Annotated in this window: 12 protein-coding genes and 1 pseudogene; 6 read left to right on the top strand and 7 right to left on the bottom strand. The window is 45.0% G+C overall.

The window, feature by feature from the left end:
* Positions 1-187, bottom strand: a pseudogene (locus RID53_RS30575) (hypothetical protein); the annotation flags it as partial.
* An 858-nt stretch (positions 188-1045) separates the two neighbouring features.
* Positions 1046-1252, bottom strand: a complete 207-nt coding sequence (locus RID53_RS30570) for a hypothetical protein (protein ID WP_446391680.1) — start codon at positions 1250-1252, stop codon at positions 1046-1048.
* 129 nt (positions 1253-1381) lie between these two features.
* Between RID53_RS30570 and RID53_RS30565 the strand changes: the two genes are divergently transcribed.
* Positions 1382-4087, top strand: coding sequence for a M16 family metallopeptidase (locus RID53_RS30565; RefSeq protein ID WP_446391679.1), 2706 nt, complete (start codon positions 1382-1384; stop codon positions 4085-4087).
* A gap of 97 nt (positions 4088-4184) precedes the next feature.
* Positions 4185-4643, top strand: a complete 459-nt coding sequence (locus tag RID53_RS30560) for a cupredoxin domain-containing protein (protein WP_446391678.1) — start codon at positions 4185-4187, stop codon at positions 4641-4643.
* A gap of 188 nt (positions 4644-4831) precedes the next feature.
* Here the strand turns inward: RID53_RS30560 and RID53_RS30555 are convergent, their stop codons facing one another.
* Together RID53_RS30555 and RID53_RS30550 are read right to left on the bottom strand one after the other, a co-directional pair.
* Positions 4832-7687, bottom strand: coding sequence for a GAF domain-containing protein (locus RID53_RS30555; protein WP_446391677.1), 2856 nt, complete (start codon positions 7685-7687; stop codon positions 4832-4834).
* Between the two features lie 481 nt (positions 7688-8168).
* The gene (locus tag RID53_RS30550; protein ID WP_446391676.1) at positions 8169-8648 is read right to left on the bottom strand and encodes an NADAR family protein; all 480 of its coding nucleotides are present in this window, start codon (positions 8646-8648) and stop codon (positions 8169-8171) included.
* 951 nt (positions 8649-9599) lie between these two features.
* On the opposite strand from RID53_RS30550, the gene RID53_RS30545 reads away from it, so the two are divergent.
* Positions 9600-11036, top strand: a complete 1437-nt coding sequence (locus RID53_RS30545) for a carotenoid oxygenase family protein (RefSeq protein WP_446391675.1) — start codon at positions 9600-9602, stop codon at positions 11034-11036.
* An 882-nt stretch (positions 11037-11918) separates the two neighbouring features.
* Entirely contained in the window at positions 11919-12269 is a 351-nt protein-coding gene (locus tag RID53_RS30540; RefSeq protein ID WP_446391674.1) for a Dethiobiotin synthetase, read from the top strand.
* 83 nt (positions 12270-12352) lie between these two features.
* Here RID53_RS30540 and RID53_RS30535 read toward each other — a convergent pair whose 3' ends face one another.
* A complete protein-coding gene (locus RID53_RS30535) occupies positions 12353-12943 on the bottom strand; it encodes a hypothetical protein (RefSeq protein ID WP_446391673.1) in 591 nt (196 codons plus the stop codon).
* Between the two features lie 194 nt (positions 12944-13137).
* Here RID53_RS30535 and RID53_RS30530 point away from each other — a divergent pair, with 194 nt between their 5' ends.
* Positions 13138-13743 carry a cytochrome b/b6 domain-containing protein gene (locus RID53_RS30530; RefSeq protein ID WP_446391672.1) on the top strand — a complete coding sequence of 202 codons (606 nt, stop codon included), beginning with the start codon at positions 13138-13140 and terminating at the stop codon, positions 13741-13743.
* Between the two features lie 88 nt (positions 13744-13831).
* Positions 13832-14005 (top strand): hypothetical protein, encoded by a 174-nt coding sequence (locus RID53_RS30525; RefSeq protein ID WP_446391671.1) that lies wholly within the window; start codon positions 13832-13834, stop codon positions 14003-14005.
* Between the two features lie 112 nt (positions 14006-14117).
* On the opposite strand, the gene RID53_RS30520 is transcribed toward RID53_RS30525, so the two are convergent.
* Together RID53_RS30520 and RID53_RS30515 are read right to left on the bottom strand one after the other, a co-directional pair.
* Complete coding sequence (locus tag RID53_RS30520; RefSeq protein ID WP_446391670.1) at positions 14118-17462, bottom strand: ATP-binding protein; 3345 nt, start codon at positions 17460-17462, stop codon at positions 14118-14120.
* A 169-nt stretch (positions 17463-17631) separates the two neighbouring features.
* Positions 17632-18430: IS4 family transposase (locus tag RID53_RS30515; protein WP_446391669.1), on the bottom strand; the 799-nt coding region annotated here is incomplete at its 5' end.

The raw sequence follows: 18430 nt of genomic DNA, 5'->3' as shown, positions 1-18430 counted from the left end.
ATTTTATATAACTCTCACTTTTAAAACTTTTTAATACCAGACCATACTCAAAACTTTTTCCCACTTCTAACAAGCCACATATATTTAACCTTTTTCCTTTCTTTTTTGTTTGTTCAATTCTTTGCAAGTTCTCCTCTTTTTTCCCAAGTATATATTGGCGTATACCACAAGCTAAAACCTGACTCATCTAAGTATTTTAAGCAAATTTTCCCGGCGGCTTCTGCCCATTGGAGCATCTCTAAGTCCGCCTTCTTGTCGCTCTTGCTCTTGAGTCTTGCTTATTCACCAGAGACGTTCTTGTTCTTTTCCAGATATATTTTTTTTTTAGAATTCTTCGTAACTGACGTTCACTCAGTTTTACTTTCCTTTCCTTTAACAAAATCTGTTCAATTCTCTCATAATTACCGACCGAACACCAACAAATATTAAAAACGGTTATTTCTTGGGCTGCGGCGTAGTCTTAGGGACACATTTTTACATTTACACCAATAAAGTCAGCCTACACATCTAATCCACAACAAGCCATCTGGGACTCTTCATTACAAAACTTCATACAGTGCCGTTTTCTTTTGTCCGACTACTTATCATGTCATTCTGAGCGAAGCGAAGAATCTGGACAGATGCTTCGCGTCACTCCGTTTCACTGCGTTTTGTTCAGCATGACAAATTCTACATTAGACTGCAACTTGGTATAAGTTTGTGATTGGTGGGTTACGGCGGATATTTCATTAAAAGGTTACTGAAAAAAGGGGATAACCGCCTAACCCACCCTACCGATAGGGTACAGGTATTTTGATGGATTATAACCGTAGGGGCGCACCGACGTGCGCCCTTTCCCCTCCACCAATATGCGTTCGATTGAACCGTATGGTATCCTGCGTAAATCTGTGAAATCTGTAAAATCTGTAAAATCTGTAAAATCTGTAGGGGCGAGTCGCTGCATCAATGTGCGGAGGAAGAATTAACTGATATCGACTCGCCCCAGCATCAATGTGCGGAGGAAGAATTAACTGATCTCGACTCGCCCCAGCATCAATGTGCGGTATTAGATATTACCAATACCCACCGGAGGGCGACCCGACATAATTAAAGGTTGGATGGTGTTAATTAAATCCGGCGGGTCGCCCCTACAGTATTTTTCTATTCTAAAGACAAACGGCGGGTCGCCCCGACAAGGTTGGTGGGCAATGCCCACCCGACGGGATGGGGTTTCGGCTTCTCGGATGCTCTGAAGTTCCTCTACACGGTACAATGCTCAAATTAAAGGAGCAGTCTTCTTAACCGTATGCCTGGGTTTCATTTTCTCAATCGCTATTTCGTCCCCCTTCTCCTGTTTAGCCTCTGCCTTAGCGCTGTGCTGCTTTTCTCGAATACAGCCACTTTGAGTCAAACCTCTCTACCCAACACTAACTCTGATTCTTCCTTGTCTCTCACTGAAACGGTGCGTAAAACTGTATTGGACAACGGCTTAACTGTTCTCACCAAAGAAGTCCATTCCGCCCCAGTTGTCACCGTCCAAGTGTGGTATAAGGTGGGTTCACGGGATGAAACCCCAGGATTAAATGGAATCTCGCACCAACTGGAACATTTAATGTTTAAAGGAACGACTAATCGTCCGATTCAATTTGGTCGCCTACTGAGTGCGTTAGGGGCAGATTCCAATGCGTTTACCAGTTACGATCAAACGGCTTATTACAACACCGTTCAGCGTGATAAACTCGAAGCTTTGCTGATTCTGGAAGCAGATCGGATGCAAAATGCCCAGATTAATGCTGAACAACTGGCGACGGAAAAAGGGGTGGTTATTTCAGAATTGGAAGGGTACGAAAATGAGCCAGGATATCGCCTTGATCGCGAAATCATGCGCCAGGTTTTTCCTAATCATGCCTATGGATTACCTGTTGGGGGGACGAAGGAGGATGTAGAAGGGTTTACGCTAGAACAAGTTGAGGATTATTATCGCACCTATTACCGTCCTGATAATGCCACGGTGATTATTGTCGGTGATTTTGAAACGGATGCGGTGTTGAAGGCGGTGAACCAGCATTTTGGCACTATTGATGCACGTCAGCCTGGGGATGGGGACACCTCGGCTTCGCTCGGTGTGTCAGATGAGGGAGATAGGGACACCTCGGCTTCGCTCGGTGTGTCAGATGGGGAGAATTTGGTGATTTTGGAACAACCGGGTAGTGCAGCGCTGGTGCAGGTGGTTTATCCTCTCCCGAATGTGACTCACCCGGATGTTGCCGCTATTGATGTGATGGATTATATTTTGACATCAGGACGGAGTTCTCGCATCTATCAGGCTTTAGTCGAGTCGGGATTGGCAAGTGATGCAGGGGGATATGCGGCGAATTTTCACGATCGCGGCTGGTATGCTCTATTTGTCACCACAGATCCTGGTGAAGATCTTAACGCGATCGCACGGGTTCTCCAAGAGGCGATCGCATCTTTACAAAATCAGGGTGTCACTGAAGCTGAACTGAATCGCGCTAAAGCCCAACTGAAAGCTGAACTGATTCTGGACAACCGCGATGTCACCAGTCAAGCCTTCCAATTAGGAGCAAATCATACCACCGCTGGGGATTATCGGTTTACGGATCAGTATTTAGCCGCCGTTGCTCAAGTCTCCAGCCAAGCGGTACAACGTGTTGCCCAAACCTATCTTACTCCCCAACAGCGTACCGTTGGCTTCTTCCAACCGACTCAGATTCAGGACGAACCCAGTCACGGTATCGGTGAATTTAGTAAAACAACGGAACATTTTTATGCTGACTCTCCCGTCGATCCCGCAGAAGTCGCCCAATATTTGCCTCCTGTGGTTGCAGATGCAACCTTAACCCCAACTCAACCCTTACCAGAACGATTGACGTTAACCTCAGGAGTACAAGTTTTGCTGTTACGCGATCGCAGTACACCTACTGTCACCTTAACGGGATATATTAAAGCAGGTCGCGCCAATGATCCCCCTCAAAAGTCCGGTGTCGCCGAACTTACCGCCGACAATCTGATGAATGGAACTCAGACTCAGGATGCATTAACCCTGGCTCAAGGTTTAGATGATCGGGGAATTGATCTAGACTTTTATACAGTGCGGGAAGGAACATTTATTACAGCGAGTGCCCTGTCTGTTGATTTATCCTCCTTAATTCAACCCCTCAGTGATGTCTTACAACGGGCAATATTTCCCCCAGATCAATTGGAATTAAGCCGTCAACGGGCATTAACAGATCTGCAAATCGAACTCGATGATCCCGCCTCTGTCGCCCAACGAACCTTAGCCCAAACCCTTTATCCCAAAGATCATCCCTTTCACAGTTTCCCAACGCCAGAAAGTCTGAGTCAGATTACTCGTGAGGATGTGGTGCAATTTTATCAGACCTATTATCGTCCCGATCGCACAATCCTTACCCTAGTCGGCGACTTTAACCCCCAGCAAGTGCGATCGCTCCTCGAGCAGGAATTCGGTAGTTGGACAGCCACCGGAAAGCCGCCCCAGTTAACTGTTCCAGCGGTTCAGCTACCTCCTAGCACCGTACAAGTCAATCGACGCTTACCCGGAAAATCCCAATCCGTCACCTTGATGGGAAACGACGCCATGAATCGCACTGATCCGCGATACTATGCTGCATTAGTTCTCAATCAAATCATCGGCGGCGATACCCTAGCCAGTCGATTAGGAAGCGTGATCCGCGATCGCTTAGGCTTAACCTATGGGATTTACAGTTACTTTCAAACCGGAATCTATGATGGGTCCTTTGTGATTGAAATGCAAACCGCCCCCGAAGATACTCAACGTGCGATCGCCAATACCATTACGCTACTGCAACAGATCCAAGAGCAGGGGGTAACAGCAACTGAGGTAGCTACCGCTAAACGCTCAATTACCAGCCAATATCCCGTCACCCTTGCCCATCCTGACAACTTAGCCCAAACCATTCTCGACCATCAAGTGTATGGGTTAACCCCCGATGAACTGCGGGAGTTTGTCCGTCACATTGAAGCCGTTAGCGTCAAACAAGTCAATCAGGCGGCGAAAGAATTACTCCATCCTGATAATCTAGTAATCGTAACGGCGGGTTCGTAGTTCGTAGTCGGGGCTTTAGCCCCAGATTCCGTTGGGTTTCGACTTCGCTCAACCCAACCTAATGGTGCAATATCTGAATAGTATGATGTCAATAAAAATGTGCTTAAATCACCCCTGGCAAAATCAATGGCTGCGCCGATGCGTAACCGCAATCATTGGACTAATTCTCGGAATTAACCTAGTATGCTTACCTGCGATAGCGGCGACTCCCGCCATAGAGGTCAACGTGAGTTTAGGCAATTCAGCCGATGAATTGAAGTTCTTCCCCAACCAATTTGAATTTGTCGCGGGCAAACGCTACAAACTATTGCTGGATAATCCCAGTCCCCAAAAGCACTACTTCACCGCCAAAGACTTCGCCGATGCGAGTTGGACTCAAAAAGTAGAAGCCGCCAAAGTCGAAGTTAAAGGGGCAATCCATGAATTAGAACTCAAACCCGGTGGCGAGGCTGAGTGGGTATTTGTGCCAATGAAACCCGGAACCTACGAACTCCATTGTTCAATTTCTGGACATACAGAAGCAGGTATGGTAGGAGAAATTACCATAAAACCTTAATAACTTGGGTTAAAAAAGGCGATCGCACGCACGTTGGTTAACTTTTCCTAAGATGAGTGAAGTGCGATCGCATCAGACGGGGTATGATTGAGACTATTTTCTGCCAACAATCCCCTAGACGCGATCGGCGGAATAAGGAAATAATAAGTAGGGCTTGCTGAATAAGTCTTGTGGTTATTCAGCAGCCCCTATTTATCCTCGCTTTGAGACTGACGAATGGGAATCTCAATCCAAAATCCAGTTCCTTCTCCTGGCTGAGAACTGCATTTAAATATTCCCCCATGTTTCTCCACAATAATTTGATAACTAATCGAAAGCCCTAAACCCGTTCCTTTACCAATCGGCTTAGTTGTAAAAAAGGGATCGAAAATTTGTGATTGAAGTTCTGGGCTAATTCCTGAACCACTATCAGCAATCTGAATGATGATATGACTTGGAGATGAGTCTTGATTTTTCTCTATTTGTGTGGTGTTATTCGGACTATATTGGTTCTCCACAGTCTTAGATTTAACACTTGTGGAAATCGTAATCCTCTGGTTATCTGGATTACAGTCTTCTAACGCATCGATCGCGTTGCTTAAAACATTCATAAAAACCTGGTTGAGTTGACTGGGATAGCATTCAACCAGCGGCAACTCCCCATAATTTTTGATCACCTGAATCCCTGGATGATTGGGTTTCCCTTTCAGACGATATTGTAAAATTAGTAGCGTACTCTCTATCCCTTCATGAATATCCACTAACTTTTTCTCGGCTTGGTCAAGGCGGGAGAAATTTCGCAACGACAAAACTAGCTTGCGAATCCGTTCCGATCCCATTTTCATCGACTCTAAAAGCTTGGGTAAATCTCCTTCTAAAAACTCCAAGTCGATGACATCTAACAATTCAATAATCTCTGGCTCTGGCTGAGGATAATATTTCTGATAGGAATGAATAATATTCAGTAAATCCTGAGCATACTGACTGGTATAAACCAGGTTGCCATAAATAAAATTCACCGGATTATTAATTTCGTGAGCTACTCCAGCAATCAACTGTCCTAGACTCGACATTTTTTCGGTTTGAATCAGTTGGGCTTGAGTTTGCTTGAGATGGTGAAATGCACTTGCCAATTGCTGCGCTTGGGCTTGAGTATGGGTAAATAATTCCGCTTGCTGAATCGCTACCGCCGCTTGATCGGCTAACTTTTTCAGCAGTTTAATCTCTGAGGGGAGCCAGTCTCGCCTAGCTTTACATTCTTGAGCAATTAAAAATCCCCAGAGAGGTTGCTCCCATCTGGGACAAGGAAGACTATCCAGCATAACTGGCATCTCATTAGCTTGAGGATTTTCCTGCCCAATGGGAACAATTAAAGCGGCTTGCACTTGGCAACGTTTTAAGAACTCTTGTTGATCCGGAGTTAATCGAGCTTGAGTGACATCCTTAATTACTCCTAAATTACCCCGCTGATACAATTGAATCTGGGCTTTCGAGAAATACTGCTGCGGATCGTCAATATCTAAAAGTGATAACCACTGACCTGTCATTGATTCCACAATAACTTGACCGTGGGAATCATCAGTAAACCGATAAATGATCACTCGGTCAGTGTTCAGCAGTTGACGAACTTCTCGTACAATCGTTTGTAGGGTGAGTTTCAGATCAAGAGTACTGCGAATTTGGTTGGTCACTCGCTGTAGCGCCCGCCCTTGCTCTAGAGATTGCTGTAACTTCGCGGTGCGTTCAGCCACTTGGCATTCTAAGTTACTATTTAGGGCTTGTACCTGAGCATAGAGTTTATATTGCTCGATCGCCATGGCAAAATGATGACCGAGTGCGATCGCCAGTTCAATGTCGTAATTCGTCCACGGTTGAGTTTGATTCCGTTTGACCTCTCGCCACTGGTCAAAAGATTCACGGGGACTGCGTTGTTTTTCATTGGGGTTAAACTCTCCCGCCCACAAAATTTCTTGCACCACTTGGGAGCGAAAAATACTTAGATAACCCAAGAATGAGGAGCGATAATACAAGGGTATTACTAACCAACCTCGAATTGGAGTCCCATCAAAGGCTGGAACTAGACTCGCCAACTCTGAGACTTGATGCAAATCGTTGACGATGAGTGGCTGACAACCGGCGGGAGTCGAATTGGATGCAGATGAGCCATTGGCTGGGTCAACGGTTCTATCCCCTGTTACCCATTGGACAAACACGGGATGCTCTTCAATCGTCGTCGGACTGTCTTCATCTCCAAATGTAGGTTGTGTACCATATATCAGGCACTCTGCCCTCGGATTCACCCGGTCTGGGGCGATATAGAGTCTACCTCCCCAACTCGATAGAGCGCTAACCGTTTCTTGTAAAGCAGCTTGGAGTTGAATTGTGGGTAACGAATGCAGCAAGGTGGAGACACGATTAATCGTCGCTTCGATCTGATGCTGCTGACGGGTTTGGGATAAGAGATTAGACTGAGCAATGGCAATGGACACCTGATCCACCACTGATTGGACAATCTGCAATTCCCGTTGGCTAATGGTACGGGGTGTGACGTGATGAGAGACTAACAGTCCCCAGAGTCGTTTCTGAGACCGTTGAGCCTGAATATCATAATGGACAATGGGTAAAACCATGGAAGACTGAACACCCATTGCTCGTAAATACTTGGTATGACAAGCATCGACAGGACGATAGTGAATCGGTTGCGGGGTGGAGCGATTCTCCGTTTCTGAGGGTTCTAAGGGTGATAAACCAATCAGCCCCTCGGAAACATCCACAATGGAACGCAAGCGCTCGGTGAGGTACAATTGACGCGCTTGTTCGGGAATATCATCCGCAGGAAAGTTTAATCCGTTGAGCGACGAAAGTCGATTGGTGTTGACTGATTCAGCAATCACCTGTCCACCACCCGACGCATTAAAGCGGTAAACCATGACGCGATCGGTTCCTAGCAACGATCGCACTTCTGCAACTGTGGCATTTAAAATCTCTTGTAATTCTAATGATTGGCGAATCCGATTCGTGATCCGGCGCAACAAGTCTTCTTGATCGAGTTCTGGTTGTAACACTGTCCTACTCCTATGAAACGCGGTCTGATTCTGGGTTAGAGGGCAATCCAAGTTACGAATCAGATGGTTAGCTCGATGCACCGATTTCGCAAATCTGTATGAATATACTTAACTTTATAGTGTAAGGATTCTTTGAGCTGAAATCAGTTTTCACATAACACTCAGCCGTGAGCGCACCCTAACCTGAACGCCCTGAGTTGTATGTCACGCCTTTAATGGGCATACCCTCCCACCTTTTACACCCCTGATCAGGATTCCCTAAAGACAAATTAGATGCACATCAGCGAATCAGACGGTATAGCAGTACCAAGACAGGTTAGGACATTCTGTACTGTTCCCTGTTCCCTGTTCCCTGTTCCCTGTTCCCTGTTCCCTCTTGGGATCAACTGATGTCCTTTCCGTACCTCGTAGTGCTATAAATGTGATTCTACCGTTTCCTCTGAATCACCTGAAAGCGCCAGAGTATGCGTCTGTTTCAGATTTACCGATCCACGAGTTTGCAGTTCGCCTGTGCTAAATGTTGTCGGATATGTTGACGAACATTCATCAGCATTTTTCCTAAATGATTCTCACCAGTTTGATCCTGACCACACCCCCAGTAGTAATCTGTGGGAGAATCTTCAACAATCATTTCTTCTCCGGTGTTCAGCAGGATTTGCTGAATATCAAGATGGGTCAGAAATTTGGTCAAAACCCCTCGCCACATAATCTGTTGTTTTACCTGTTCCCAATCAGGGCGATGATTCCGGGTGCGATCGCGTCCGAGGAGGGCGGCTTCCATTGGTGTTGCCACATTTTTGATTGTCCTGATCAAGGCTTCGTCTGTCGTCCCGACGAACTTGTGCGCCTGATAGTAATGCTCAACGGTTTGCCAACACCAGCCATCGATCTGGATCGGGTGGGGAGAGAAGTTGGAAAAGCAGCCATAGGGTTTCTCAACCTTATAAAAATAAATTGTCATGGCAAAACTGTCAAACTATTTCGCTGGGCAAAAAGCCTCGTCTGATGACGAGTCATGGTTTCGGGTGCGGCGTCGGAAAGGATGTCCCGTTAAGCCCACCCCAGATTTAAGGGTTTAGTTATCTAGTCCTTTTTATTGGTCAACCGACGGCTGATTGACACCTAAATCTTATAGTAGCGATCACGAGGCGTTTACGAGCAGGGAGATGAGGAGAGGGGGAGCTAGTACAGCGGGCATGGAAATACTTGAGCAGCTTTGTATCTGCGGGGTAGCAGGGGAGCAGGGGAAGTTTATGGCGTGAGGTGAATCGCCAGACCCGCTAAAACAATAGCAGCCTGACCTGACTCATCTAAGGAATCTCCTCTTGCTATCACTAGCCTAAACAGAGTTGCACTGAACTACTACTCTTGAGTGGTCTTCAGTTGCATTGCTCCCAGCAAATTAATTGAGGAAATATTAGCGGCTATGGTTGGGCTGCTATTGTTAATTTGGATCGTTTCACTATCTGATGTGGCAGATATTACTGATACAAGCGAAATAAGATTGATAGTTATTTTACCTCCTGAACTCGACAGTGAACGGGAGTGTAATATCTGTCACTGGAAGCTTTATTGCTTGCTTCAATTTTTAATGTATCACTGTTCCGGACAATGGTGTCAAAATGATAAACTAATTTACTTTCCGTTAAAATTTGTAATGTAATGGGGGGAATGTCAAAAAAAAAAGAGTCACTTGCGCGACTCTCTTGATTATCAGGGTGCATCTACATATCAAACTATAGCACTTTAGGGATGAGGGGTGTAACCCCCTATTTTGTAAGCGAAAGCCAATAAATAGTGCTGAAACCAAATCTATAAAAGGGTTTCAGGGAAAAAATGATAAAAACCTAGCGCTCATTTTGTTACAAAAATTAACTAAGATAGAAGAAATAGTCACCCTGAATCGGGAACCATGCAAACAGTTACCCCACCATCAACCCGTAAAGCTTGGGCAAACGCGATCGCTCAACCTGCCACTGAATTTCCCCTCACCCCCTTACCCATTCTCTCAGGTAGAATCCCCCAAAGATTACGAGGTTCTCTGTATCGCAATGGACCAGCCCGTTTAGAACGAGGAGGTCAACGGATGGGACATTGGTTTGATGGGGATGGCGCTATTTTAGCGGTTCATTTCACCGATGCTACAGCGACTGGGGTCTATCGCTACGTGCAAACCCCCGCCTATCAAGACGAAGCCGCCGCCGGGACATTACTTTATCCCAACTACGGCACCAAAGCCGCAGGGCGAATCTGGGAACGGTGGGGTAAACCCGTGAAAAACAGGGCAAATACCTCTGTATTACCCCTACCGGATAAATTACTAGCCCTGTGGGAAGGCGGGAATCCTTATGCACTTGACCTGCAAACCTTAGAAACCTGGGGGCGCGATCGCTTAGACTATTTAGGCGAGGGAGACTCGTTTTCAGCCCATCCCAAGTGTGATCCAGAAACGGGGGAGATATTTAACTTTGGCATCAGCCTCGGACTTAATTCCAATCTAAATCTCTACAAAAGCGACTCAACGGGCAAAATTATCCAAAAAGGAACGATACCTATCAAAGGCATACCCCTAATTCATGATTTTGTCCTCGCAGGCTCTTATCTTGTCTTTTTCGTACCCCCTGTACGAGTGAATCTCCTACCCGCCGCCTTGGGGGTGAGTAGTTTTGGCGAGGCGATGGAATGGCGTCCCCAATTAGGAACCCAAATTTTAATCGTTGACCGAGAAACGCTTTCATTAGTCGCCCGTAGCGAAGCCGATCCTTGGTTTCAGTGGCATTTTGCCAATGGCTATGTGAATCAGCAGGGTTCTATCGTGGTCGAATTTATTCGATATCCGGATTTTGGCACAAACCAACGTCTCCAAGACATCGCCATGGGTGAGATTCATACCGTTACCAACGAGACATTATGGCAAGTTGAGATCAATCCCCAAACTGGGATGATTATCGCCGAACGGGAATTGCTAGATCGATACGTCGAGTTTCCAGTAGTTCCAGACGCGCAAGTGGGTCAAACCTCTCGTTCTATTTATCTAGCACTGCATCGCCAAGATATGGATCACCGTCGCGAAATTTATAGTGCGATCGCCCGCTTTGATTGTCAAACCCAAACCCTAATCGAAGCCGATTTGGGCAAGAATCGCTATCCTTCAGAACCCATTTATGCACCTGACACGCTAAATCCAGAACAGGGGTGGGTCTTAACCGTCGTTTATGATGGAAATTCTGACCAAAGTGAAGTATGGATCTATGACAGCGATGCTCTTGATCAAGAACCCGTCTGTCGGCTGCAATTACCACAGGTCATTGCGTTGAGTTTTCATGGCAGGTGGAAATCTGTTGGGTAACGTTTTCATTGGTCGTTGATTATTTGTCCTTAAACATAAATAACCCGACTATAAACAGGAGGTTGCCACGAAGTATTTTAAACTGGCTTTAGTTTCAAAGCAGTCTACTATCGAGGTTGACAGTCAGGAGGATCAGTTCGATTACAACCAGGGGGCGGACTTTGTTCTGTTGAAGCTAGCACTAACCTTTGCTGATCTACCAGAAAAGAGGAATCAAGTCTTCCTGGTTCAGATAGGGATAGACTAGCGAACAAAACCCAACTATAAATGTGCATTGTAGATGTCATTTGCCGCGCTTATACATCAAGACTGACGTTTTTGCTTCTTTAAGCAGAGTTAAAGGTTAGTCTCTACAAAAAAGATCTCAAATTCGTAAGTCGTGTAATACTTGCTTCAGACAGTTCAATGCCAAATCCGCATAAAATTGGAAGAAATAATAAATTCTATAAATTTGATGACTAAGGGAATCGAACCGAAGCAACTATGGATAGAGAATAAAATCCAGATATTTAGGACATCAACCTGTCGCACTTATAAGCTTAAAAATTGAATTTAATGGTGGAGATTAGGCAACAGAAAACAAGGAATGGAGAACAGAAAGCAGAGGTAGTGTCAGCCTTCCACCTGAGTCAGTGAAGTAGGTAGGGATGAATATGAGGTGTAATGTTACAAAGAAATGGTATGATACTAAATCCGCTTAAGTAACTCCCTTTATAACGTGGGTACTTTTTTCTTGCAGCCATCTGCCATCTACCATCTACCATCTACCATCTACCTTCTACCTTCTACCTTGTCCCCCGCACAAAGAGAATAGTTAATCCGGATTTAGCGATAGTAGCATTCAGACAAAATTATCAGCGCCAACTCGTCTATTAAAATTCAATGGATTACAAAACAGCCCGTAACTTTGTGATTAATCAAGCCACAATATCTGACCAAAATCAAGACGCCTTTTTGGTTCGACTCAAGTCGTACAAACCACCGATTCCAGGTCAGATTACCAATATTTTATTAGCCCTAAAGATGATATTTGAGCGTCTGCGAGATGCATCAACTCTAGACCGAGAACTTGTTCACGCCTTATATTTATTGGCTTATGAGAGCCGAGAACAGTTTGAAGCAGGGCGTCGGGCTAGTGTGAATTGGCCCCCCCTGCTCGATGAAGATCTCAAGCGCATTGCTCGTGCTGTTGAGAGTATTTTTTCAGGTATTTGGCAAATGAATGACAAATGACAGGAGGTAGGAGGGGAAAAGACTAAGACTCCTTTCCAAATAACTACGGACATGACCAATGACCAATGACCAATGACCAATGACTAACGATTTCGTAATTCAACTTCAAGTTTGTCTAAATCTTCGGGCAAGAAAACCGTTATCCGCCCATTAATTGGCTTGCCATTCTCCGTGCGAGTTACTTCTAACCAATAGGCAAAGCGATCACCTAATAAAAGCTCGCCTTGTCGTGCTATTAGCATCGGTCGATTCTGTCGCCGAGCTAAATCAATGGTTGCGGGTGTGGGATAAGCATATACCAGGTTAGCTCTCTGATAATCTTGATAAATTGCTGGACCATAAATAACGCGCAATGACTCCGTGAGTCGTTCTGGAGTCACGCCGTTAATCATGTCATAGAAGGAAATTTGCTCACTTTGAATCAGACGGCGATTCGTGGGAAAGGCGATTTGACCTGGAGGAAGCACCGAGGCTTCAAACTTAAATCGTTGAGCGGCTGTATTACGCTTAGTCACGACTAAGCCATCTCCAATACCGGGTTCCAAGGTAGGATGAGCCGCAATCCAAGCCGCGACGGTTTCCACGGTTTGACCGGGTAACGCCTGAGCGGGATTGGCTGTCAACCCCAGTATCATGCTAATGAATAGAAATGACCCCAGTTTACTTTTCTTCATCGCCAGCCTCCTTGAGGTGTGCTTTTCCTATAAACAATTATGGCAGTTAGGTTGAACATCTCACCGTTCGCTCATTTGGGTAACTCAGTAGCCAAGTGACATGACCAGCTTTTCCGTGGGCTTTAAATCAATGGAGAATGATTAATCTTTGTTATTCTATAGAATACTATATTTTGATCGAGATAACGTGAATCATGTCTCGTGCTACCCCTTATCAACCATTACTTCTGAGACTGTTGCATGGTATCAATGGGCTAATTGCCATTTTAGCCATCATCACATCCTACTGGGTTTATGACACCTACGATGGACGATTTGGTCAACTCTCTCTGCCCCAAATTCCGGATATTATTGGCATTCATGGTACATTTGGCAAAACCTTACTCCTAGCCGTAATGCCAGCGTTTGCTTTATACAGTTTTCATTTAGGGTCTAAACGCCTAGTTCAACCCAATTCGTTTCAAAAACTCAGGCAACTGGGTAAACCTATCGGTTGGTATAGTCTGCATCGGATTGTTAATACGGTGATGTTATTAGCAGTTACCTTTTCCTTAGTGACTGGCAGTATGGTCAAAGAAGAATGGTTGCCCAATGGGGAATTAAATCATATCTGGTATTATCTACACTTAACCGGATGGGTGATATTAGTTGGATGTTTAGCGATGCACTTGTTAATCAGTGCAAAGGTAGGAGGACTGCCATTATGGGTATCTATGTTTAAGCTAAACTATCGTCCAGAGGATTCCCCTAAAAAGTGGATTCAGACACTGCGTTCATTCGGGCGGCGCGAGGATAGATGATATCATAATCCCGAAAAGGCAGAGGGCAGAAGGGAAAGAGTAAAGTGGCAAGGTAGAAGAAAATGATAACTATTTCGAGTAACACAATATGAAACAAAATACGCTATTAACTGTTATAGAAATTATCGTCATTGGCGGGATTCTATTCGGTTGGATTGCCCCCTTATTGTTTCCCTCAGAGGAACCGGAACACAGCAAAAACCGAAACATTGCAAGCAACCTCTGCGCCCCTCTGCGCTACCCTCTGCGTCCTCTGCGTTGAAAATAGGTACATTGCCAAGGGCGCAAAGCTTTGCGTTCCTAAGGTTTCCGGGCGTAATAATTCATCAAATTAGGTGTACCACGCCCCTAGATTAAAACTTAATATCTCCACCTCAAAACTCTACCGAATTCTTTCTCAAACAACGTTCCAAATAAATTTGGGCAACTTGATCAGTAGGGTTAATCTGCAACACCGCCTGAAAGAGTTGAACAGCGTCTGAAAAATAGTGCTGATCATAATAAAACAATGCCTCAGTAAACAGTTGCAACGTCGCCAACTTACTCGCTTTCTCCTCTGACAGATCAGCATCAAATACTTCATAAACCGTCACTAATTCTGATTTTCCCTTAACTTGAACCTGATCAATCCGGCGAATGGCATAATCCGCTGGATGCTGTAATTGAGAAAAAGTATGATGGGAAATTAACAACGAAACCCCATACTCTTTCGTCAATCCTTCTAAGCGCGAGGCTAAATTAACCGTATCACTAATGACTGTCCCATCCATGCGACAAGGACCCCCCACCGTTCCCAGCATCAATGAACCCGTATTAATACCAATCCCAATTTTTATCGGCAGATAGCCACAACGTTGCCGATGCTGATTATACTCAATCAAACGATGCAACATCGCAATTCCAGCTTTTACGGCATCATCAGCACCACTATTGAACAGTGCCATAATCCCATCACCAATATACTTATCAATAAAGCCGTAATTTTCCCGAATTGCGGGTTCCATCCGCGAGAGATAGGAATTGATAAATTGAAAATTCTCCGTCGGCGTCATCCGTTCTGAGAGGGTGGTGAAATTGCGAATATCCGAAAACAGAATAGACATGTATTTTTGCACTTGATCCCCCAATTGCACCTCAATAATGCTTTCTTTGTTCAGCAGTTTCAGAAATTCATGGGGAACAAAGCGACTATAGGCGATGTTAATATTAGACAGTTGCAGATGAGTTTTAATCCGGGCAAGCAATTCGTGTTTGGAGATAGGTTTGGTTAAATAATCATTTGCCCCGACATTTAAACCAATCACCAAATCCGACACCTGATTTTTAGCGGTTAGCATGACGACGGGTAATTCATTAGCCGGAAACTGTTGGCGGATTTTTTGGCAAACTTCATAACCGGTCATCCGGGGCATCATCACATCGAGTAAAATTAAATCAGGCTTAAAGCCGTTTTCAATGGTTGCTAATGCCTCAATACCATTCGACGCTTGGGTGATGGCATAATTTTGCAAGGATAAATGGTTAACCAGTACCTGCAAATTGACAGGTTCATCATCGACAATCAAAATTTTAAAGGGATGGGTTCCCGGTTTATTAGCTGTGGCGAGGGTAAAGGAATGTCCGCCAGAGGCTGAATCAGAGGGAAGCGGAAGCACAGATAATTCGCCCGTTTCTGAGTTAATCCGACGGCTAATTGGGGAACGTTTATTGATACTAACTGGGGATTTATCCGCCAGGGGTAGGGTAAAATGAAACTGAGAGCCTACGCCGACTTGAGACTCTACCCAGATACTCCCTCCATGCAACTCGACTAGCTTTTTAGTAATCGTTAACCCCAATCCGGTACCGCCGTATTCTCTCGCCGTGGAACCGTCTGCTTGGGCAAAGGAGTCAAAGATGCGATCGCGTTTAGTTTCAGGGATACCTATACCTGTGTCAGAGACGGTAATTGCCAGGATTTGTTGGGGGAATTTTTGCGACTTTGCTTCTATCAATTCATCCGGTTTTGCGGCGGTAACTACTTTTGCCGAAACTTCAATCACGCCTTTATCCGTAAACTTAATCGCATTGCCAATTAAATTATGCAGAATCTGTTGTAAGCGATTTTCATCGGCGTTGGCGGCGGGTAAATCCGGGGGAATGGCATTAATGAGTTGTAAAGATTTGCCGCGAATTAGGGTTTGGCTGAGGGTAAGAACCACTTCCACTAATTCTCGCACACCCACAGGTTTGAGTTGCAATTCCAGTGTTTGATAGCGGAGTTTGGAAAAGTCGAGGATATCGTTAACTAAGTTAGCCAGTCGATGTCCACTACTGACAATCATAGCTAAATTTTGCTGTTGTAATTCCGACAAGGAACCCGCTGCACCGTCAATTAAGGACTCAGCAATGCCAATCATACCATTTAAGGGAGTCCGCAATTCGTGAGAGGTATTCGCTAAAAATTCATCTTTAATTTTATCGAGGCGTTGTAATTCTTGATTTTTGGCTTCTAAACTAGCAAAGGAGGTTTGTAATTGCTGCGCCATAGTGGTGAATGAGTGGGCAAGTTCTCCCAATTCATTGGCACGTTCAACTTCAATTTGATAATTCCACTGACCCAATGTTAACGCTTTCGCCGCCCTATTTAAACGAATAATCGGTTGAATCACCCATTTAGCCGTGAGAATTCCCGCCGCGATCGCGACAACTAATGCTCCCAGACATAATAGAATAGTGGAACGTGTATTGGCTTCAATCTGTTCCATAAAGTCAGCTTCTGGAATCACCACGACAATTAGCCAATCTAAGCCATAGTCATCTTGCAGGGGTAACACTTGCACAAATTGCCGTTTACCATCGAGTTGAAATTCTAACTGTTGAGTCTGTTGAATCTGCTGTAAGTCACCAAAGTGATTGGTTAAATATTCAGCGGTTGCTTGGGTGAGAGAATTCCGACTATCAGAACCCAGAAATCGTTTCAGTTGGCGGTTTTGGTTGCGGAATGGGGTTTCCGTTGTGGAGGTGGCGACTAATAATCCGGATCGTTCCATGATAAACGCTTGTCCCGTTTTGCCAATGTGCAAACTCCTTAGAAAATCCCCGACTTGGGAGAGACGCAGAATACTGGTTACCACACCCAAGAGATTACCATTTTGATCATAAATCGGTTGTGCTGCACCAATTTGCAGGGTTTCTTCAACAAAGTGGGTATAAATCTCACTCCAGGCGGGTTTTCCGGCGGCTACGGCGGCTTTATACCAAGGGCGCTGGCGTGGATCAAAGTTTTCGGTAATGCTGAGAAGTTGAACGCGATCGCCTTGATTATTTATAGAATAAACGTAAAAGTCATTATTCGTTGATTCTCCAGCGACGCGAATCTCCAGCTTGCCATTATCACGCCGTTGCACACCGATAATTTCCCCCTGTTCGTTGCCAATTAAAACAATACCAATTGATTTTTCTAGCTGTACTTGACGCCATAAATACCGTTGCCATGGCGGTAAATTGTTGACTGTTAATAAGCCTAGATTTATGGCATTAACATTACTTTGATTAATTTGATGGGGAGTCGCGATATAGGTTCGTAGATTTTGTTCAATACGTGCCGTAAGTTCTTGACGGAGTTGAGTCGCCACCTCATTCACCGCTTCTTGTCCGTTGCGAAAGGACAGCCACCCCGTTAGTCCAACAGCGGTGACGATTTGTAAGACAAAGGGTATGACAAAAACTGTTTGCAAGTTGACTTTCCTAGAAATCTTTGCCACTCCGCTTTTGACACCATGTATTACCATCGGGATAATTGAGCTATTTTTTAGGGGGTTAAAGGTTTATTCATTGAGCTAAATGATTAAGTGATTAGTTTGGGAATTTCCCTATTTTAGTCGATGGCAAGAAAAAGCGCTATGCTTACTTTGGACTAGCAGGGATGCGGTCAGCACTCTCCAATTGCAGTTGTTCTAAGCGACAACCACTTTTGAGGACGTAATGATAGCGCTCAATTAACCAGCGATAGCTGTACCAACGTAAACATTGCACCACATCCTCAAAACAAGTAATCGCCAGAGTGGTTAAGAGTAACCAACTGATCGGTGACACACCAGAGGGAGGGTTTTCTTCTTGTGCCAAAATTACCTGAACGCGAATTGGTTGCAGGTGCTGTCGCTGTGGATGAGTAACTGGAGGTTGTAACTCGAGGGTGGTAGCACGCAGGGTCAGATGAGCTGGACGGGCAAGGCGTTCTGGATGGCGTCTGAGTTCTAGGGTGAGCTGACCACAAGGGTGAACTTGACGAATGGCTTGCTGAAGACACTCAATATGTTGGTGCTCTTGAGTTGGTTTGACTGAGCGGTTATGCTGAGCACGAATGAGAAACTCACTCTTGGGGCGGCGTGGCTGCATAAACAACTCGTAGATGTCGGCTTCTCGATCTGCCACAGTGACAACGGCAATTTCTGGTGGAATCACAGTCTGAGTAGCATAATCGGCAGTTAACCAACCCTGGCTCTCTTTGTCAGTGATCGGCTTTTTGTGTCGTTGGTGTTTCTTACCCAAAAGTGCCATATCTCTAGCCCAGACTTGTTGATGTAATACACCCAGAGGCACGCCATTACCAGTCGTACAGAATACTGAGTGAACTTTTAAGCCATAAGATTTGGCATTATCCAAGTAACCCATGCCTTGGGTTGCTGGATGATGTGTGAAATTC

Source organism: Coleofasciculus sp. B1-GNL1-01 (assembly GCF_040220235.1).
GTDB lineage: Bacteria > Cyanobacteriota > Cyanobacteriia > Cyanobacteriales > Coleofasciculaceae > Coleofasciculus.
This window is presented reverse-complemented; position numbering and strand designations above follow the sequence as displayed.